The sequence below is a fragment of the Edaphobacter sp. 4G125 genome (assembly GCF_014274685.1).
Classification (GTDB): domain Bacteria; phylum Acidobacteriota; class Terriglobia; order Terriglobales; family Acidobacteriaceae; genus Edaphobacter.
Genome location: NZ_CP060393.1, coordinates 492843 through 512445 on the forward strand (window position 1 = coordinate 492843; position 19603 = coordinate 512445).

The following is a 19603-nucleotide window of genomic DNA, read 5'->3' on the forward strand; positions in this document are numbered from 1 at the left end:
CTGGCCAAATCCGTATTTCTCGGCTATGGATGAACTAAGCGCTTGAGGAAGCAACAGTTACCTGCACGTCGAAAATGGGTGGATGGGGAGACTCGATCTGTGAAAAAGATTGTCACTGTGCAAGTCAAAGGCACATTTAATGGAACTGCTTCTCCTAATTGACTTTTCCAACTAGAAAAGCCGTGCGGTAACTTGCAGCCGAATCGATGCAAACAAGGGCAAGGCTACGCGTCTCTTTCGCCGTTCGATAATCGTGGCTTGTCAACCTGCGACTGATACACCTCTTCCACACGCACTACGGTGTCAATTTCATTCACAGGTTTGTCATCGCGGATTCGCACGATGCGCGGAAAGCGCAGCGCGAAGCCGCTCACGTGGCGATCGCTGCGCATAATGTTGTTGAAGGCCACTTCGAGGACTCGCAGAGGCTCGACCGTGCGGAAGAAGCCGTGGTCTTCAAGCGTGTGATCCATCATCCACGCGCTCATCTCTGCAATCTCGGTGTCGGTAAGGCCGGAATATGCCTTACCGACATTCAGTAGCTCACCTGTTTTCTCGTAGTGCGGTCCACGCACTGCAAAGGTGTAATCGCTGAGAATGCCAGCGCGTTTGCCGTGGCCAAACTCCGCGCCAGTCACCACAACATCCAACGTTGCCAGCTCGCGCTTGAGTTTTAGCCATGCTAGTCCACGGCGCCCTGGCTGATAGGTGGAGTCAGCCGCCTTCAGCATCACGCCTTCATTCGCTCGTGCGCGAGCTTCAGCATAGGCGCGGTCGATGTCCTCGGCAGACTCAACCAAACGCGATGGTGAGAGCAGCAGGCGTTCCACGCCTTCACCGTCAGGTTCAGGAAACATTAAACCTTGCGGCTCTCTTTTTCGCTCATCTACCGTGAGCGGCGAGCGCACATGCTCCACCAGCTTTTCAACAACCGCTTCGAGTCGGTTGCGTCTCTCCTTTAGCGGTAGATCAAGTAACAGTTCACCATCCGCATAGAGCAGATCGAACGTCATAAAGATGACAGGGACTTGCTCGCGCCATGCATTCGAAACACGCTTGCGGCCGATTCTCTGGCCCAGTACAGCAAAGGGTAGCGCTCTACCCTCATTCAGGTCCCAGCCCAGAATCTCTCCATCGAAGATGAGCGACCCTGTGCCTGCTTCACTCACTTTCGAGAATGCTTCTTCAAGGTCGGGATAACTTTCCGTTACATCCTCTCGATTGCGAGAGTAAATAGCGACACGGCCCGGGTGTCGAGAATCGCCGCAATGCACCTGCGCTCGCATGCCGTCGTACTTGTCCTCGAGAAATGCGTCGATGCGAACTGTATCTAAAGAAGTGTCATCCTGAGCGAAGCGTAGCGAAGTCGAAGGATCTGCGGTTGCTTTTATATCTGACTTGCCCACAAAGCGTTCTGCCGCCTCCTCGGGCGAATCCACCGGGTTCGCCAGCATGAAACCCAGTGGATGAAATAGTCGCATCCGTGCATCTTTCAACGCACCTGCAAAAGCACGATGTACAGCGAGTGCAAGGTCTGCCTCGAGCATCACTGCATGACGAACCTCAGTTACTGGAACCTCAGCCGCAACAGCAATAGCTTCTTCAACCAGACTCTGCTTCACCCCGATGCGCATGTCACCGCTCATCAGCTTTAGCAAATACTTCGCTTCCAGTGGAGTCGCGCTCTGCAATAGTCCTATTACCAGGGCTTCACGCGCCGCAGTCGTCTTCGCGACAGCCATTTCCGCGAATGCTTCGTAGACATCGTCCAATGTGAGTGAAGCAGGCTGCTCCCCGGCTTTATCCATCAGCTCGTATCCAGCCGCGCCTAGATCACCATGCCGCTTATAAGCAGCGGTCAATTCGACGCTTGTTGCTCCACTGACTGACAGTAGCGCCTTTGAGAGCAACGCCCCACCCGCATTCAGTTTGCGTGGATCGGCTTCGGCAAAAGGAGAACCCGCAAGATACAGCGCAAACCTCCCCGCATCCTCTGTCCCCGGTGCAGCTTCGTGGACTCGCCGGACTGCCTCTGCGATTGCAGCGCGCTTTTTCAGTCTGCCGGGCTCCTTTGCCAGCGCCTCGGCCAACTCGGCGAGTTCACGAAATAACGCCATGATGAAATTCCCTTACAGTTCACCTTCATGGATGCCGAAAGGCACCGCACCCAGCTACAATCCTTTCAAGATATTCAACACCCAGGGCCACAATTCCTCCATTAAGGAGCCCAAAAGTGGGACATCGATATTCCAGTATCCTCGATACCGTAGGTCATACCCCCGCAGTTCACATCAACCATCTTGCTCCTGAAGGCGTGAACCTCTACGTGAAGGTAGAGGCCTTTAATCCACTCGGTTCAGTAAAAGACCGTCTCGCTCTCGGTGTGATCGAAGATGCCGAACGCACTGGCAAGCTCAAGCCCGGCCAGACCGTTGTCGAGGCTACCAGCGGCAACACCGGCATCGGTCTTGCTATGGTCTGTGCCGCGAAAGGATATCCATTGGTTCTCGTGATGGCCGAGACGTTCTCAGTCGAGCGCCGCAAGCTGATGCGTTTTCTTGGTGCGAAGGTTGTCATCACGCCAGCCGCCGCTCGAGGAATCGGTATGGCGGCAAAGGCTGCTGAATTGGCCGAGAAGCACGGCTGGTTTTACACCCGCCAGTTCACCAACGAAGCCAACGCCGATTTCCATTCCAAGACTACGGCTGTCGAGATCCTCGACGACTTCCGCGATCAGCCGCTCGACTATTGGGTTACCGGCTTCGGCACTGGCGGAACGCTCAAGGGCGTGGCGCGTGTCCTGGCCAAAGAATCGCCCAAAACAAAGATTGTCGTCTGTGAGCCCGCTGACGCTCCCATGGTCAGTAGCGGCCAACCGCAACCGCGTGACGAAAACGGTGACCCTACAAGTGGACATCCCGCCTGGAAGCCGCATCCCCAGCAGGGCTGGAGCCCGGACTTCATCGCAAAGTTGGCAGGAGACGGAGTGGCCGATAACAAAATCGACCAGGTGCTGACGATCGAAAATGCTGAGGCGATGAAGTGGAGCAAAGAACTCGCCCGCAAAGAGGGTATCTTCGTTGGCATCACCTCAGGTGCAACCTTCGCAGGTGCGATGAAAGTCGCTCAAAAAGCGCCAAAGGGTTCGACGATCCTCTGCATGCTGCCCGACACCGGTGAGCGCTACCTGAGTACGCCACTCTTCGGAGAGATTGCTGCGGACATGAACGAGGAAGAGATAGCGATTGCGCAATCCACTCCGAGCGCGCAGCTCGCACCGGCATCTGTATAGATCAATGAAGTTGATCTTTCTGTACGGCCCGCCTGCTGCTGGAAAGCTCACGGTTGGAAGAGCGCTCCAGCAGAGGACCGGCCTTCGTCTCTTTCACAACCATCTTGTCGTGGACACGCTGTTGTCTGTCTTCCCTTTTGGCTCGCCCTCGTTCGTCAAGCTGCGCGAACAGACTTGGCTCTCGGTCTTTGACGCCGCAGCCAGAGACGGCATTTCGCTTATCTTTACCTTTGCCCCCGAAGCAACAGTGAACCCCAGCTTCATCGAATCAGCCATCTCCACCGTGCAGAAAGCAGGTGGTGAGATTTGTTTCGTCGAGTTGACCTGCCCCATCGATGTAATCGAACAACGCATGGAGAATCCCTCCCGGGCGCAGTTCCTCAAACTGCGCTCTGTCGAATTCTTTCGTGAGTCGCGTAGTAAAGGCGCCTACTGCTTTCCGAAGTTTCCCGCTGATCTTACCCTCGACACAAGCACGGTGGAACCACCAGAGGCCGCCCGCAGAATCTGCGAACACTTTCAACTCGATATCTTGACGGCGACTCCGGACGCACATCACGATCCTAGAGCCTGAGCAATCCAAAGATTACTTGCATCTGGGTAAGAGGGCCGTCAACCGATTTATGTTCTCGCCTCTTCTTATCTTTATCGCCTGACGATGCAGATGCCGCGTGGGATCGTCAGGACCGCTGTCATCATCCTCGTTCACCTCTTCCTTGAACTTCTCTTCAATGACGTACCTCGCCCGCGGCTCGGCAATCGTCTGCAATTGGTGAAGAGCGTTGCCCAAAGAAGCTGCTCGTGGATAGAACCCCGGGTTCTTCCCCTTGCGTGTTCTTCGTCGCCAGCGCCATCGTTGATAAAAAAATACGCATGCAAAGAGACACGCCATTCCATAAAGACTGGCTAGCAAAATCCGGTCCGGAACCATCAAAAACCTTCCGTTTCGCCGAAAAGGGAGTTGCTGCCTCCGGTGCAAGAGGCAGATCGATGGACGCGTAGTCCACGGCATCAGCAGATTTCAGGAAAGAGAAGGAGGAGGGCGTTGAAAAAGCGCAGAACGAACGGGGTGAGAATTTGGTAGAACTTCGTTCTCAACGATTGCCAGCGACCATTGTGCTGTGTTTTCAATCTTCCCGAACAGAAAGACGGGTAACAGAACAAAACACAAGGGCACAAGCACAGGATGGACAACCGCAGTAACAACAAGCAGCAACGCAAGAAAGCCCACGATGGCCAGAATCCACGCTGGAATCCCTGATCCGGGCTGCTGCTTGCGCATGTTCATGCCGTCAGTATATCGGCACGCCGCTGAGCAACTTTCCGGTATCCGCATCGACCCCGACCGGAGTAACATCTATATAGAGATGCGATTCATAGCCGAATTCCCGGTGTCCTTTCCCGGCGTGGCCTCCAACCGCCACGACTTCGCCTAGCTACGCCCACGCTCACCTTTCCGCCTCTAACCTCAAATTTATCAGCACCATAAGAAGGATTTCCCATGTTTGACCGCCTTGACCAGATGGAAGCGCGCTATGAAGAACTCGGCCAGCAGCTTGCTGACCCCGCGCTCGTCTCCGATCAGAAGAAGTTCTCCGCCACCGCCAAGGCGCACCGCGACCTCGAGCCTGTCGTCGAAAAGCTGCGTGAGTATCGCCAGGTGAAGCAGGGCGTCGCCGACGCCAAGGCCATGCTCAATGAGCAGGATGCCGACATCAAGGCGATGGCCGAAGAGGAACTGCTTGCACTGGAGCCTCGCCAGGCCGAACTCGAAGAGCAGCTCAAGATTATGCTGCTGCCTAAGGACCCCAACGACGACAAGAACATTGTGATCGAGGTTCGCGCTGGCACCGGCGGCGACGAGGCCTCACTCTTCGCGGCCGAGATCTTCCGTATGTACGTCCGCTTCGCAGAGCAACATCGCTGGAAAGTCGAAGTTCTCAGCGAATCCCCCTCCGACGTTGGAGGTCTGAAGGAAGTCACTGCCATCTTCGAAGGCGACAAGGTCTACTCGCAGATGAAGTATGAGTCCGGCGTTCACCGTGTGCAGCGCGTACCGGCCACTGAGACTCAGGGGCGTGTCCATACCTCCGCGATCACCGTCGCTGTGCTGCCCGAAGCCGAAGAAGTCGACGTCAAAGTCGAACAGAAAGATCTTCGTATCGACACCTTCTGTTCCTCCGGCCCCGGCGGACAGTCCGTTAACACCACGTACTCTGCGGTGCGCATTACGCATATTCCCACCAATACCGTGGTCAGTTGCCAGGACGAGAAGTCGCAGATTAAGAACCGCGAAAAGGCGATGCGCGTTCTCCGCTCACGCCTCTACGAAGTCGAGATGGAAAAGCAGCATGCTGCGCAGGCTGCCGCCCGCAAGTCGCAGGTTGGCTCGGGAGACCGTTCGGAGAAGATCCGCACCTACAACTTCCCGCAGAACCGTCTCACGGACCATCGCATCGGCCTAACGAACCACCAACTCGCCATGGTGATGGAAGGAATGCTGCAACCAACCGTCGATGCTCTGATTGCGCATGATATCGCCGAGAAGATGAAGGGTGAAACGACAGCCGCTTGAAGCGCGCTTGAGGCGCAGGAAGCTTTCCGGCGGACAATCTTTTCAAACGGAGTCATCTAAGCGTTTTTGGAGCGCGAGAGCAGCGTATCTGAGAGAATCACCTTGAAGGTCACCTCAAGGAATTTCGTCCGATGTCTCTGCGCCGCATTTGTTTCCTGGCTATCTTCCTCGCATTCTTCCTTCCGCTTCAGGCGCAGCAGACGCCGCCCTTAGCTGGCATCGCTCATCTTGCCCTTCGAGTGCGTTCGCTCGATGCCTCCCGCGAGTTTTACAACAAACTCGGCTTCGAAGAGGCCTTTGCACTTAAAGACAAAGAGGGCAAGCCCCGCGAGAGCTTCATCAAGATCAACGATCACCAATTCATCGAGCTCTACCCCGCGAATCCCGAAGTCCCGCGCGAGGCCTCCATCGGTTTCCTTCACGCCTGCTTTGAAGGCGATGACCTTCAGGCAGTTCATGACGACTACGTCGCTCACGGACTCCCCCCCACCGCAGTTCGCAAGGCCGGGGCAGGAAACCTTCTCTTTACGATGAAAGGCCCTGAGGACGCCAACGGCACCGCGCAAAACCTCGAATACACCCAGTACCAACCCGGATCTCTCCATTACAATGATCGCGGCCAACATCTTGGTCAGGATCGCGTCGCCGATTCGATCCACTCCGTTGCCCTGGCCATGCGCGATCCCTCTGCCGCACGGGACTTCTACCTCAACCAGCTCTCCTTCAAGTCCATTGCAGGCGACCCCATGTTTCTGCACATGCCCGGAAACTCCGGGCAGGAGGTCGAGATCACTCCTGCGGATTCGCTTGGTCCAAAGGCCCGCTTCACGTTGCGCACGTCGAACCTTTCGCGGGCAGCCCGTCTCATCCGCAAGCAGAAGATAGAGGTCCTCAAATCGAAAGATGCGCTCACAATCTCCGATCCCGACGGCAATCTGATCATGATTCGGGAGCAGTAGGACCGTTGGAGGTTATAGGTTGTCCGTTGCTGGTAACACCTTAGGGAATGTCATTCCGAGCGGAGTGCGCAGCACGCAGTCGAGAAACCTGCTTCTCTCCCCATTTCTTAATGATCTCCAAAACCCCTACCGCCAGCGACGCCTCGGCAACCTGTAACCTGCAACTGGCAATTTTTATGACACTCCGCGAAGCCATCCAATCTGCCGCAGAACGACTCGCCCAAGATCAACATCTGCGTGACAGTGCTCGTCGCGACGCTGAACTGCTCCTGCAGCACCGGCTTAACCTCACGCGGGCAGGCTTGCTCGCCAATCCAGCTCGTAGCCTCACCCCCACCGAACTACAGGATTACGAGAACCTGATTGCCCGACGCCTGCTCCACGAACCCGTCCAGTACATCACCGGCGTGCAGGAGTTCTATGCTCTTCCTCTTCGCGTCACCCCTGCCGTGCTTATTCCTCGGCCCGAGACCGAACACCTCGTCGAGGCCGTGCTCGAACGGCTTCCGCACGACCGCCCCGTTACCATCGTCGACATCGGCACCGGCTCCGGAGCTATCGCCCTCGCGCTGGCGACCCATCTTCCTCAGGCAGCGATAACCGCCATCGACCTTTCCCCGGCGGCATTGGAGATCGCCAAGGCAAATGCCCACGCGCTTGAGCTCTCCTCACGGGTCCGTTTTCTTGTCTCTGATCTGCTGGCTTCGCTCTCCCCTTCGGAAATACATGCCGGCTTCGATGCCATCGTCAGCAATCCGCCTTATATCCCCGCTTCCGATGCTTCTGGACTACATCCCCAGGTTCGAGAGCACGAACCACGGCAGGCCCTCTTTGCCGGTGTCGACGGACTCGAGATATATCGCCGCCTCATCCCCCAGGCCTTTAAAGCTCTCAAGCCAGGCGGTTTGCTCGCCGTCGAGATTGGCCACGGGCAAAAAAACGACCTCGCTACCCTCCTCGCAGGCTGGACGCAGGTGGTTTTTGTGGATGACCTTCAGTCCATTCCACGGGTCGCCCTGGCGCGGCGGACGGTTAATTTGGTCTGACCGTTTCTGCCTCCCGCGGCTTAATTCAAAACATGAACTATTTCCAGTTGACATCGGTCTCAACCCGTCCATATAGTCCTTTGGCACGGGAAATAGCCATTTAATCGACGTGAAATGTAGATGTGCCGTCCGTGCGATGAAACCAGCTTCGAGGCCTGACATGCAAAAATCAAAAGTAATTGGACTATCCAATCCTAAAATCCTGCTCCTTCTGTTCGCCCTTTTACCGTTCCTATGTCTCCCGCAGGCATGGGCGCAGGCGGCGGGTACTGCCAGCATCCAGGGCAATGTTATCGACCAGACGGGAGCTGCCATTCCCAGTGCGACCGTCACCTTGACCAATACAGGAACGCGCGTCGCCCGCACCACCGTCACCGATGGTTCCGGCCTCTACAGCCTTCCCAACGTTCCCATCGGTCCTTACTCGCTTGGGGTTAGTGCCACGGGTTTTCAGACCTATACCCAGACTGGCATCGTCCTTCAGGTCGGCAATAACATCCAGATCAATGCCACCCTGCAGGTGGGCAACGCCAGCGAGCATGTTGAGGTGCAAGCCTCGGCGGTCGCGCTCGATACGGAAAACAGCACCTTCAAGCAGGTCATCGACCAGACCCGCATCACCGAGATGCCTTTGAATGGTCGTCAGGCAACCCAACTCGTGCTCATCTCCGGTGGCGCCGTCAATGCACCTGCGGCTGATATCAATACCAGCAAAAACTATCCCACCTCCGTTGTTATTGCAGTTGCGGGTAGCCAGGGCAACTACAACAACTACGTCCTCGACGGCGGCTATCACACCGACAACTTCACGAATACCAATTTGCCGTATCCGTTCCCCGATGCGTTGCACGAGTTCTCGGTCGAATCCAGCTCGCTCCCGGCCCGTAACGGTCTCCATCCCGGTTCGCTGGTCAATGTTGTGACGAACTCCGGAACCAACCAGTGGCACGGAACGGTCTTCGATTTCGTCCGCAATAACGTCATCAACGCGACCAACTTCTTCTCCACGGCCAAGGACACCGTCAAGCGGAACCAGTTCGGCGGAACCCTTGGCGGAAAGATCATTAGCGACAAGCTCTTCTTCTTCGGCGGCTACCAGGGAACCCGCGAGCATAAGATCGGAAACGCGACCGGCTACTGTCTTCCGACACCAGCCATGCTGAACGGCGATTTCAGCCAGATGCCGAAGAGCGGAAACTGCGCCAGCACCGGGGCGGCTTTCAAAGATCCCCTCACTGGAGCCGCAAATCCCAGCCGCAAAATTCCAGTCTCCGAGTTCAGTCCTGCGGCCCTGGCGCTGGTTAAATATCTCCCGCTCTCGCAAGCGGACGCCAATGGTCGCGTGAATGTTGCGCTTCCGGGCAACAATACTGAAGATCAGTACATCGGCCGTATCGACTACACCTGGAGCGCCCGTCACTCGCTCTTTGGCCGTTATTACCTCACAAACTACAACCTGCCCTCCTACTACTCGCCTTCGAACATCCTGCTCACGACCGTCGCGGGGAACGACCTGCGAGTGCAGAGCTTTACTCTCGGCGATACCTTCATCTTCACGCCGAAGTTCGTCAACACCTTCCACGGCACCTACTCCCGCCGCCGCAACAACCGCGGCCCAATCGCAGGTGGCATCAACGCCAATACTCTCGGCGTCAAGATCTACCTCTATGCTCCCGTTGATCTTCGTGTCCAGATGAACAGCGGCTTCAACGTCGGTTGCGGAACCTGTACTCCTGGCTTCTTCAACGTCAACACTGAACACTTTGCCGACGACATCGACTGGCTTGTCGGCAAACACCAGATCGCTCTGGGCGGTGAATTCCTTCGCACCGGCGATAACACTCACGTCGGCTATCTCTTCAACGGCAGCTATTCCTTCGGTGGAGCAGCCTCCGGAGAGGTCCTGGCGGACTTCCTCACCGGCCAGATGACCAGCTACGGAACGACCAACGCGTTCAGCCAGAGCCGCGCTCAGGACACCACCTATCGTCAAAACGTCTTCGGCCTCTATGCCCAGGACACCTGGCATATCACGCCGAAACTCACCATCAACTATGGCCTGCGCTGGGAGCCAAATCTCTTCCAGACTGATAAGTTTGGCCGCGGATCGACCTTCGATCAGGCAGCCTTCAACGCCAACAAGCACTCGACCACGTTTCCCAATGCTCCTGCCGGGTCCTTCTACTACGGCGATGCTGGTGTTCCCAAGTCCTTCACCAATAACCAATGGAAGAACGTCTCGCCGCGTGTCTCCATGACGCTCGATCCCTTCGGCACCGGCAAGACCGTCTTCCGCGCAGGCGGGGCTATGATGTACGACACGCCCGCCCTCTATACCTCGCAGCGTGTCGCCTCCAACCCGCCGTTCGTCAATGAGATTGACATCAACGCACAGACGTCTTTTGACGATCCCTGGAACGGTTATCCCGGTGGAGATCCCTTCCCCGGAGTCTTCCCGCCAAATGCCTCGGCGACCTTCCCCACCAATACCCTCTGGGTGCTGTTGCAGAAGAACATGAAGACCCCGGTTATCTACCAGTGGACGGCCAGCGTTCAGCAGGACTTCGGTCGCGGCTGGATGTTCTCCATCAACTACCTTGGCAACCAGCAGGCCCATCAGTGGATCGGCAACGGCATCAACGCCGCCGTCTTTATTCCGGGCAACTGGTCAGGGCCAAGTTCTTGCCAGGGCATGCCCCAGATTATAGTCGGAACGGCTCTTTATCCCGGCAAGATTGGCGACCCCTGCTCGACGGTCGGTAATCCAAACGCTCGCACCCCGTTGACTCTGGCCAACAGCACCCAGGGACAGGGTTACAGCCCCACCATGACCCTGATCACCGATGGAGGAACCACCAGCTATCACGGTGTCATTACAGCCATCCAGCACCGCATGTCCGACAACTTCAGCTTCCTGGCCAACTACACCTGGTCCAAGTGCCTTGCTGTTGCGGATAACCCGGGCGACATCGCTGGTCCGGCCTACGAACACACGCTGAATCCGCGGCTCGATCGCGGTCCGTGCGGCTTCGACGTTCGTCATATCTTCAATACGTCCATCGTCGCTCGCAGTAACTTCCACTCGCTCCAGGGCTGGAAGGGCGCGCTGGCCAACAACTGGCAGGTTGCCCCGCTCATCCGTATCCTCTCCGGAACGCCTCTTAACGTGACCTCTGGTGTGGACAACTCCCGCAGCGGCATCGGACTCGACCGGCCAAACCTGGTGACAGGCGGCTCCGTATACACGGGTGCCAAAATCTACCAGAAATCGCCCGGCAATCTGGCTTACCTCAACAAGGCTGCATTTGCTCAAAACACCGTGGGAACCTACGGAAACCTGAGCCGCAATGCTTTCCGTCAGCCGAACTACTATAACGTGGACATGTCGGTCAGCCGGATCTTCCCGGTCCATGAGCGGCTCAACTTCCAGCTCCGGATGGAAGCCTTCAACGTCCTTAACCATCCCAATCTAAACGCCTTCACCACGTCGCTCAGCTCGGGGACCTTTGGCAACGCCACCGGTGCGGCCGATCCTCGTATCTTCCAGCTCGCCGGGAAGTTCAACTTCTAACCCCTGCTGTATCAATCGAAAGATAGGGCTGTCCCGTCTGAGGACAGCCCTATCTTTTGCACCGGTGAAACTCTCTCTACCCTGAACAACGTCAAATAGATATGATGGCCACGGCTGAATTAGACAAGATGACGACGGCTGAATTACAGGAACACCTCTACTCTCTCGAAGAACGTCTTCTCCACCCCGATCGCGAAAGAGACCGTAACGCTCTGCTCGACCTGATCGTGCCTGAATTCAAGGAGTTCTGCACCTCTGGCCGCGTCTTCAACGCCAATCAGCTCGGCCACGAGCTCCTCAGCAGTGCCGCCCGACCGGCAACCATGAGCTACTTTTACGTCACTCCGCTGGGAGAAAACTCCGCGTTGGCCACCTACCAGATCACGACGTCGAACTCTACCTCCCGCCATTCTTCCATCTGGGTTCGCCGCAACGGCCAATGGCAGATGTACTTCCATCAAGGCACTGTCTCCGCCTAGGAAGGTTCGCGGCCTCTTTCTTCCCATTCGCGTTCTCGGTAAGGACGATCTCTCTGAGATTTGCCCTCTTCCTCTTCACGCCATTGTCGGCGTTGTTCTTGCTCCTCGCGCTCTTCACGGCCATCGCTCATTCCGGCCTCCTGTCACAATAAAGCAGCGAAGGACTATTCACTGGATTCTGCCGATTTCGCCAATCCATACAACTCCATCTCGAACCTCTGGATCATCGACTCCGACCATGCATGGGTCGACTTTCGCCAGGTATCTCCCTTTTCCTCCAGGAAGTTCGGGAAGTTCATGCGGCAGTATCCGGCACGCTCCTTGAAGTCGTACAGTCCCTGCGGAATCCCGTCCAGGTACAGTACGGCCTGCAATCCATCCCGTGACCACTCCACCGCGGCAATCCGTTCCGGCTCGGGACGCTCCAGTTCGGCATCACTTTTGGCCAGCGCAGCAACGTTATAGATCAGCATCGCGTCCAGGATGCTCTCTTCGTGCGTCGTCTGCGAACGGTCGCAGGCGTAAAAGTATCCTGCGATTCCCTCATCTTCAAACACCACCGTCCACGGCGGGGCCGTCGGCGAATCCGAGGACAGAAAAGCGCGGCCGGGGGTAAAAGTAAGCGACTCCATATATCTCTCACGATACGATAGAAGCGATGTTCTGTCGCTTAATCACCCAGAGAACGGAGACCCGCTTGATCCTTCAAAAGGAGGCGGGCCCCCGTTGAAGCTCCCTGCATTTAAGATCGGCTGGCCTCAAAGGCTGGCTGCATTCCTGCTCGTCCTCTTTCTCGGCCAGTGTCTCTGGGTCATCTCCCGCCAGCAGCTCTCCACCGACGACTATCGCTTCGCTCGCTGTGGCCGCGAGATGTGGGAGAACCCCTCGCCCCTCAACGGCTACTTCACCTCCTGTGGCAATCTCAACGGCGATGGTACCTTTGGCTACCGCGTCGCTGGTCTTCCTCTGACGGCGCAGCGTCTCACTCTTCTGACCATCGACAAATTTCGCAGCCCCGAGAACCGTGTCTACTCCGCCGGCAGTCTCAGCGGCTCCACTTGGGAGTCGCGTCACGAGCTCTCTTATGTCAAATATCTCCTCCATCTGCCGGTTGTCTTCTTCGCTATCTGGTTGGGAGCAGGACTCTGGTGGGTTGCTCGTCGACTCTTCGGCAACGAAGGAGGGTTCTTCGCTCTGGGCCTCTATTGCTTCTGCCCCGAGATCGTTCGTTATGCCGTGTCTCCTAACAACGACGTGCTTGCCATGTGGGGGGTCTACGGTCTCGTCTACACGGCGATCGGAGTCGCTCACGCCATGCAGGGACCACGTCGCAAATGGCGACCACGAATCCTGCTGCTGATCATGGCGCTCGGCCTCACTGCAGCCGCACATCTCCTCGCCGCTATTGTAGGATTTACCGCCGCGATCTTCTTCATGATGTACCTGGCCGAGCGTCGCCGCAGCTACGTCATGCAGATTCTTGTCTTCTCGATTCTTGGAGCCTTGGTCGTCGTCTTTGCTTTCTACGCTTTCCATCTCTCCGCCTTTACCTACATCTTTACCGGAGGCAGCGCGCGGTTCTGGTTTTCGCTCGAAGCAGCGCGCAACTTCTTTTCCACTCCCACCAATTCGGCCATCACGATCGCTTCGGTCGTGGCGGCCGTTCTTTATCTTGGCATTCGTCGCTGCCGTTACTTCGGCAACACAGCTCCACTGTTGATGACGCTTGCGCTCTTCCCATTGGTCACGACCCAGACAATCTCACGTCCCTGGTTCTGGGCTTTGCCCTTTCTGTTTACCTTCCTCGGGGGGGTCTTTGGCGACATCCTTGAGACCCGCTACCGCAAACTTTTCTTAACCTTTACCGGGCTCATTCTCATCACCCAGGCAGCTTTGTGCATCTCAGTCCTTACAACCATCGCTCACCAGTCTTAGACTTGTTGAGGACCTCGACTTTGATGAAGTTTTCTCTTCGTTCTTCCGGTACTTTATGTGCCGTTGCTCTGCTTCTGTCTCTCTCCGGTTGCCAGCGCCATCGCAAGACCACCTCTGCGCCGAATACCACCAACTACTCCGACGCACTCCAGTCACTGACAACTTCCAGCAAGATCCCCTTTCTCCGTTGGCCGAATATCTCCGACTATCAATCTGCGGTTAAGACCTTCTATGACGACCGCAACTACGAGATCGCCTGGACGCGTAATGGCAAGCCCACTCCTGCATCTCACGGCTTCATCCAGGCCTTTGCCGATGCAGGTGCCAAGGGCCTGAACCCCGAAGACTACGACAGCTCACTCTGGGAAGCACGCATCAAGGCGCTCTCTCCGCAGAAGACCGACAGCATCGCACAGTTTGATGTCGCCATGACGGTCTGCGTTATGCGCTTCATCTCCGATCTCCGTATCGGCCGTGTCAATCCACAACACTTCAATTTCGGCGTCGACGTTGCGAATAAGAAATACAACCTTGCCGAATTCGTCTCCGATCACGCCGTCGATGTCACCGATGTTCCTAAACTTCTCACCACGGTCGAGCCGGACTCCGAGCTCTATCGTCGCGCCCAACAGGCATTGGCTCGCTACGTCGATCTCGCTCGCCAGCAGGAACAGCAGGGGGCAGAGCCTCTTCCCGATGTCTCTGCCTCGATCACCGTGGGGCATGCTTACCCTGCGGCCGCACAGCTCTTCGACCGGCTCAAACTCGAAGGCGATCTCGACGACGCGGATGCAGATACCGAACCCCCGAAGAGCACCTACACCGCAGTGCTCTCGCGTGGAGTCAAAAACTTTCAGCACCGCCACGGCTTTACCGAAGACGGTCACCTCACTTCGCAGACCATCGCCGCTCTCAACGTTCCTTTAAGCAAACGCGTCGAGCAGCTACAGGATGCACTTGAGCGCTGGCGCTGGCTTCCCGAGCCTTACCTCAATCCGCGGCTCATGGTGAACCTTCCGGAGTTCGTCCTCCGCGGATATACGCCGGATAATCATCTCGACTTCACCATGAAGGTGGTCGTGGGTAAGGTCGTCGATGAGCACCAGACGCCGGTCCTCGCGCGCATGCTGCGCTATATCGTCTTCCGTCCTTACTGGAATGTGCCTACGGATATCGCGCGCAAAGAGCTCGTCCCTCACCTTGAGAAGGACCCTCACTATCTCGAAACCCACAACTTCGAAGTCGTTAACACAAAGGGCCAACCAGTTCCCCACTACACTGCGAAGCAGGTCGCGCAGGGCGGAGTGATGGTGCGCGAAAAACCCGGTCCGAAAAACTCGCTCGGACTGGTGAAGTTCATGTTCCCCAACCAGTACGACATCTACCTGCACTCCACGCCGGCCACACAGCTCTTCAATCGCACGCGCCGCGACTTTAGCCACGGCTGTGTGCGTGTACAGCATCCTGACGATCTCGCTGTCTGGCTGCTCGACGGACAGAATGATAAGGACGGACAGCCCTGGGATCTCGAGAAGGTGCAGGAGGCTTTCAATACTGGCCCCGACAATCATCAGGTCAACCTTAAGACGCCAGTTCCCATCGTCATCTTCTACGTCACTGCCGAGGTCGAAGACGACGGTGAGGTTCACTTCTTCAACGACATCTATGGCTACGACGAACAGCTTCAGCAGGTGTTGTCGAAAGGGCCACCCTATCCCATCCGACCCTACCCTGTTGCGGCGAAACCTAAAAATGGCGACACCGTGTAGTTGTCAGTCGACTGAAGGCGGCATTACCGCCGCAGTGGAGAAACCTGCTTTTCACCACACAGTCTTCCTAGGTGTCATCCTGAGCGAAGTGACCAACGGGAACGCAGTCGAAGGATCTGGGGTTACGGTTTGTCAGATCAGCAAGTTTTAAATCTCAGAGTGTGACCTGCCACTAACTCGCGGTACACTGCTTCCACGATGAAAGCCGCCGAATTCTTCGACCCTCGCGTCGACGCCTACATCAACAAATCCGCAACCTTTGCCCAGCCCATTCTTGAACATCTGCGCAAGCTCTTCCACAAAGGTTGCCCTCAGGTCGAAGAGGCCATCAAGTGGTCCATGCCCTTCTTTACCTACAAGGGCCAGCTCTTCGGCCACATCGCTGGATTCAAACAGCACTGCAGCTTCGGTCTGATCGGTTCGCACAATCGTTCCTTGACGAAAGCGAAGTTCGAACAGAAAGATGGCATGGGAATCGTCGGCAAGATTACAAGTCTCGACGACCTACCCTCCGACAAGGAGATGCTGCAACTCATCCGTGAGGCAGCAGTCTTTGTTGATGAAGGCGGCAAGACGATGGCTCGAACGAAAAAGGCCGCGAAGCCCGTTCCTGAAGTTCCTGCTGAATTCGCCGTCGCTCTGAAGAAGAACAAGACCGCCCAGAAGGTTTTCAAAGACTTTAGTCCCTCCGCTCAACGCGAGTACATTGAGTGGATCGACGAGGCCAAGCGTGAAGAGACCAAACAGAAGCGCATTGTCCAGGCTGTTGAGCAGATTGCAGAAGGCAAGCAACGCAACTGGAAGTACCATAATCTTTGAGTTGTCCGGCGCTCACTATCTCTGACGCGTCATTTCGACCGAAGCTGCCGCCGTTAGGCGACAGCGAAGTGGAGAAATCCCGCATTTTGCTTCGAATCGCAATCAAGCCTTAGCGTTGTCATTTTCCCGCATACAGAGCCACAGTCTTCCCCCACTCTTCGCTCAGATCTTTCCATTCTGGATTATTCGCAACGATAAGCTGAATTTTCTTAACCCGGGACCATCTCTTCAACTGTTTCTCTCGCGCAATCGCATCTTCGATCATGCCAAAACGCTCCAGATGAACCAATCGGTCTATTTTGTATCGAGAGGTGAAGCTGTCAGGATACCGGCCGTTTTTATGCTGCAAAATGCGCAGCTCTATCTCGCTGGTTACGCCGATATATAGCACTCTGTAAGTGCTCGACATGATGTACACATAAGCCAGGTCCGGCATGAAAGAAGTATTTCAGGCCGAATCATAAAATGCGGGGATTCCTCGACTCACAGCTTCGCTGTTCGCTCGGAATGACACCCGATGAGCTGCCGGCATCTCTGCTTCCAGAATGAAGTGTCATTTCGACCGGAGGCGGCGTTTCTGCCGCCGAAGTGGAGAAATCCCCGCATTTGATCCCATCTTTCAATCCGATCTCTGAGCGATGAGTCATCTTCAACCTGTCAAGCCCCGCTGTTTCTCCAATAAGAGCCATAACTAACCCCGAATCAACCACTTAAACCTCCAAAAAAACCTCTCCAAAAACTGCAAATTTACCCTGCTCGATTTTCTACAATGTTCTTAGAGCCAAAAAGGGATAGGGTCCGGCACGAATCCGGACCCTATCCCTTTTATATTCAATATTTTGATGTCTAAGCTATTTAGAATCTATATTTTGCGTCAGTGGTCCAAAGCTAAGCTACATCGATTCAGGACTTTGCCTACTTTCCGTGGGAGGGGTACCCATGCAGCAGTGGACCCACGGAGTTTGAGAAGTTGTAGTTTCCGCGACGGTCTCCATCGATCGTCCAGAACATTGCGCCGATCATCTCCGGATAGCCGTCCGGCTTCTGCAACTTGTAGGTCGTGCCTGCCGGGGCCTTGCCGGTAATGATGAAGTCCATCGCCTGGTTGACCTCCGACTCGCTCGCGTCGCCCACCAGGAATCCGACTGCGACCTGATTGGCTGGCAGCGGTGGGAAGAAGTGGTTCGGATCGCCGCCTACGTTGAAGCCGTGCAGCAGCAGCTCCGTCATCGCGGCGTGATAGTCCACGTTGCCTGCCTGGTAGATCTCGCCATCGAGTCCCTGCAGCGGAGGTGTGTTGTAGTCCTGCACGTCGATGAACGTGAGAATGTCCTTGATGGCATACGTGATTGGCAGGTACGAACCGAACTGCCCACCATAGCTCGGGTAGCCGGCAGGAATCTGCGTTCCCTCTGGAACCAGCGAGATCATGAACTTCGAGCCGAAGTGGTCGTGCAGCTTCCGTAGCGCTTCAATCAGGTTCACGATCGAAGGTGTGGTGGGATGTTTGAAGTCCGTGTCGCCTGGATCGATGGAGAGTGACGGGCTCTCGAAGTCGATATCGATGCCGTCGAAACCGTACTCCTCCACGATCTTCGTGACCGAAGCGATGAAGTTCGGCACCCGTGCTGGATTCGCCAGCGTGAAGTGCTGTCCACCGCCGCCGAGCGAGATCATCACCTTCTTGCCTTTGCCCTGCAGATACTTCACATCGGCCTTGAAGGTTGCGTCATCCATGCCTGTCGGCGGATGGAAGCGCATTGTCCCCTCAGGAGCTTCCTTGTCCGGAATCGCAAAGGCGACGAGGATGTAGTCCCACTGTGGCGAGACATCGCGCAGCGGAAACGTTGAGTTGGCGCTGCCGTACCCGGCCCAATAGCCGATCAGCTTGTGACCGTTGTCTCCGCCCTTCAGGGCTGCCGGTTCTACCGTGGGTTTCGCCGGCCCAGGGAAATTACCGCCTGCACGGCGCGTCGGGCAAGGCTTCGCTGCTTCCGACAGCACCGTTGCATCAGGAAAGCTGAAGGTCGAGCCCAGGGTTTCGGAAGAGCCGATGTACCACTGCAACAGTGCGGCGTTCTGCACGTGATACGTTGCTCCCGAAGCAGAGACTACAGACGGCTTCGAAGACGGGAAATTGTTCTTCAGGTTCGTGTCGGTTGGTTGCAGCAGGAAGTATGTCGTGCCCATACGCGTTCCGCCGCACCGACCTGCATCGCCCGGCTTCATCGCCGCTGGACGCAACCAGCTGACCACATTGCCCGGGACCGAAGCAGGGCTCAGGTGTTGATCGTACTGCTCATGTTGATAGAGCGGATCGAACAACGGATCGTTCAGGAACTCTGCCAGTTGCTGTGTGATCGGCTGAACATCTTTGTCTTCGACGATTGTAGGAGCGTTGTGCAGATAGCTGGCCAGCACAAACGAGTTGCCGGTTGCGCGGTCGACGCCATGCGTCCCCCACCCGCAGCACACCGTCGCATCGCCCATCGCGTAGAAGGTGGTGTTGTGCGTTACTGCCAGGACGAACTTTCCGTCCTGCTTTGGCACCTGCTTGAAGATCTCCTTCTGGAGAAACTCCAAATCGACCACTGCAACTTCAGAGGAGGTCTTCTTCGAGGTCAGCACGTAGCCGTAGCCAGCGGGAATCGTTACCGTCACTGGCTTAACCTCTGGCTTGCCCAGCAGGGTGTGCCAGTTCGTGGCCTTGGGGAAGGTGGAGCGCAGCAGAGCGTCGCCGTACTGTGTCGTGCCCGCTACGCCGAAGGAGGACTTCGAGAAGACCGGCGACTTCAACAGACGCGGAACGTCGCTCGTGGCGTCCATCGCGAAGGGTTTGCCAGCAACCTTCTTCGACTCGAACGAGAGCGTCACCGGAACCACGACCGTCGGAATGGTGGTGGTCGTTCCCTGGGCCGGATCGTGGCCGACCAACGTGTAGGTCTTACCACCGGACTCATGCGTAAAGGTAGGAACCGTTCCCTGCGCCATGCCGAAGCGCAGAGTCATCATCAGAACAGCCGAAAGACAGACGAATTTGAATCGCATAGCCACTTCACCGATCTCCCTGAAAAGAGTGCAAACAGAATTCAATATTCAGGATACGTCTGGCATCAGGCAGATGGCCTATTCGTGGATTTAGCGCGGAAGAACGTGAC

The 19603-nt window shown here is 56.3% G+C and carries 15 protein-coding genes; 10 read left to right on the plus strand and 5 right to left on the minus strand.

The features are described from left to right. Positions 1-224: 224 nt before the first annotated feature. A complete protein-coding gene (locus H7846_RS02070) occupies positions 225-2117 on the minus strand; it encodes an ATP-dependent DNA ligase (RefSeq protein WP_186694864.1) in 1893 nt (630 codons plus the stop codon). A gap of 116 nt (positions 2118-2233) precedes the next feature. Here H7846_RS02070 and H7846_RS02075 point away from each other — a divergent pair, with 116 nt between their 5' ends. Both H7846_RS02075 and H7846_RS02080 read left to right on the plus strand, forming a co-directional pair. Then, positions 2234-3292: a PLP-dependent cysteine synthase family protein gene (locus H7846_RS02075; RefSeq protein ID WP_186694866.1), complete on the plus strand. Its 1059-nt coding sequence runs from the start codon at positions 2234-2236 to the stop codon at positions 3290-3292. Between the two features lie 4 nt (positions 3293-3296). Next, positions 3297-3866: an AAA family ATPase gene (locus H7846_RS02080; RefSeq protein ID WP_186694868.1), complete on the plus strand. Its 570-nt coding sequence runs from the start codon at positions 3297-3299 to the stop codon at positions 3864-3866. 447 nt (positions 3867-4313) lie between these two features. On the opposite strand, the gene H7846_RS02085 is transcribed toward H7846_RS02080, so the two are convergent. Further along, the gene (locus H7846_RS02085) at positions 4314-4580 is read right to left on the minus strand and encodes a hypothetical protein (RefSeq protein WP_186694870.1); all 267 of its coding nucleotides are present in this window, start codon (positions 4578-4580) and stop codon (positions 4314-4316) included. A gap of 213 nt (positions 4581-4793) precedes the next feature. Here H7846_RS02085 and prfA point away from each other — a divergent pair, with 213 nt between their 5' ends. The 5 genes from prfA to H7846_RS02110 all read left to right on the plus strand — a co-directional run bounded on the left by prfA (position 4794) and on the right by H7846_RS02110 (position 11922). After that, positions 4794-5867, plus strand: a complete 1074-nt coding sequence (gene prfA, locus H7846_RS02090) for a peptide chain release factor 1 (RefSeq protein ID WP_186694872.1) — start codon at positions 4794-4796, stop codon at positions 5865-5867. A 131-nt stretch (positions 5868-5998) separates the two neighbouring features. Continuing rightward, positions 5999-6826 (plus strand): VOC family protein, encoded by an 828-nt coding sequence (locus tag H7846_RS02095; RefSeq protein WP_186694874.1) that lies wholly within the window; start codon positions 5999-6001, stop codon positions 6824-6826. Between the two features lie 110 nt (positions 6827-6936). After that, complete coding sequence (prmC, locus tag H7846_RS02100; RefSeq protein WP_255460791.1) at positions 6937-7872, plus strand: peptide chain release factor N(5)-glutamine methyltransferase; 936 nt, start codon at positions 6937-6939, stop codon at positions 7870-7872. Positions 7873-8032: 160 nt separating this feature from the next. Then, positions 8033-11443, plus strand: a complete 3411-nt coding sequence (locus H7846_RS02105) for a TonB-dependent receptor (protein ID WP_186694876.1) — start codon at positions 8033-8035, stop codon at positions 11441-11443. Between the two features lie 101 nt (positions 11444-11544). Then, positions 11545-11922: a nuclear transport factor 2 family protein gene (locus H7846_RS02110; RefSeq protein ID WP_186694878.1), complete on the plus strand. Its 378-nt coding sequence runs from the start codon at positions 11545-11547 to the stop codon at positions 11920-11922. Positions 11923-12086: 164 nt separating this feature from the next. Here the strand turns inward: H7846_RS02110 and H7846_RS02115 are convergent, their stop codons facing one another. Continuing rightward, positions 12087-12554: a DUF2251 domain-containing protein gene (locus tag H7846_RS02115; protein ID WP_186694880.1), complete on the minus strand. Its 468-nt coding sequence runs from the start codon at positions 12552-12554 to the stop codon at positions 12087-12089. A gap of 94 nt (positions 12555-12648) precedes the next feature. On the opposite strand from H7846_RS02115, the gene H7846_RS02120 reads away from it, so the two are divergent. From H7846_RS02120 to H7846_RS02130, 3 genes are all read left to right on the plus strand, one after another. Next, positions 12649-13857 (plus strand): hypothetical protein, encoded by a 1209-nt coding sequence (locus H7846_RS02120; RefSeq protein ID WP_186694881.1) that lies wholly within the window; start codon positions 12649-12651, stop codon positions 13855-13857. Between the two features lie 23 nt (positions 13858-13880). Continuing rightward, the gene (locus H7846_RS02125) at positions 13881-15626 is read left to right on the plus strand and encodes a L,D-transpeptidase family protein (protein ID WP_186694883.1); all 1746 of its coding nucleotides are present in this window, start codon (positions 13881-13883) and stop codon (positions 15624-15626) included. Positions 15627-15824: 198 nt separating this feature from the next. Next, positions 15825-16445, plus strand: coding sequence for a YdeI/OmpD-associated family protein (locus tag H7846_RS02130; protein ID WP_186694885.1), 621 nt, complete (start codon positions 15825-15827; stop codon positions 16443-16445). Between the two features lie 118 nt (positions 16446-16563). Here H7846_RS02130 and H7846_RS02135 read toward each other — a convergent pair whose 3' ends face one another. Then, complete coding sequence (locus H7846_RS02135) at positions 16564-16881, minus strand: GIY-YIG nuclease family protein (RefSeq protein ID WP_186694887.1); 318 nt, start codon at positions 16879-16881, stop codon at positions 16564-16566. A 479-nt stretch (positions 16882-17360) separates the two neighbouring features. Continuing rightward, positions 17361-19493, minus strand: a complete 2133-nt coding sequence (locus H7846_RS02140; protein ID WP_186694888.1) for a glycosyl hydrolase family 18 protein — start codon at positions 19491-19493, stop codon at positions 17361-17363. Positions 19494-19603: the final 110 nt, after the last annotated feature.

Bases quoted from the DNA above. Each gene is read 5' to 3' on its own strand.
- H7846_RS02070 (WP_186694864.1), bottom strand. From the start codon at position 2,117: ATGGCGTTATTTCGTGAACTCGCCGAGTTGGCCGAGGCGCTGGCAAAG.
- H7846_RS02080 (WP_186694868.1), top strand. From the start codon at position 3,297: ATGAAGTTGATCTTTCTGTACGGCCCGCCTGCTGCTGGAAAGCTCACG.
- H7846_RS02085 (WP_186694870.1), bottom strand. From the start codon at position 4,580: ATGAACATGCGCAAGCAGCAGCCCGGATCAGGGATTCCAGCGTGGATT.
- prfA (WP_186694872.1), top strand. From the start codon at position 4,794: ATGTTTGACCGCCTTGACCAGATGGAAGCGCGCTATGAAGAACTCGGC.
- H7846_RS02095 (WP_186694874.1), top strand. From the start codon at position 5,999: ATGTCTCTGCGCCGCATTTGTTTCCTGGCTATCTTCCTCGCATTCTTC.
- prmC (WP_255460791.1), top strand. From the start codon at position 6,937: ATGATCTCCAAAACCCCTACCGCCAGCGACGCCTCGGCAACCTGTAAC.
- H7846_RS02105 (WP_186694876.1), top strand. From the start codon at position 8,033: ATGCAAAAATCAAAAGTAATTGGACTATCCAATCCTAAAATCCTGCTC.
- H7846_RS02110 (WP_186694878.1), top strand. From the start codon at position 11,545: ATGATGGCCACGGCTGAATTAGACAAGATGACGACGGCTGAATTACAG.
- H7846_RS02115 (WP_186694880.1), bottom strand. From the start codon at position 12,554: ATGGAGTCGCTTACTTTTACCCCCGGCCGCGCTTTTCTGTCCTCGGAT.
- H7846_RS02125 (WP_186694883.1), top strand. From the start codon at position 13,881: ATGAAGTTTTCTCTTCGTTCTTCCGGTACTTTATGTGCCGTTGCTCTG.
- H7846_RS02130 (WP_186694885.1), top strand. From the start codon at position 15,825: ATGAAAGCCGCCGAATTCTTCGACCCTCGCGTCGACGCCTACATCAAC.
- H7846_RS02135 (WP_186694887.1), bottom strand. From the start codon at position 16,881: ATGCCGGACCTGGCTTATGTGTACATCATGTCGAGCACTTACAGAGTG.
- H7846_RS02140 (WP_186694888.1), bottom strand. From the start codon at position 19,493: ATGCGATTCAAATTCGTCTGTCTTTCGGCTGTTCTGATGATGACTCTG.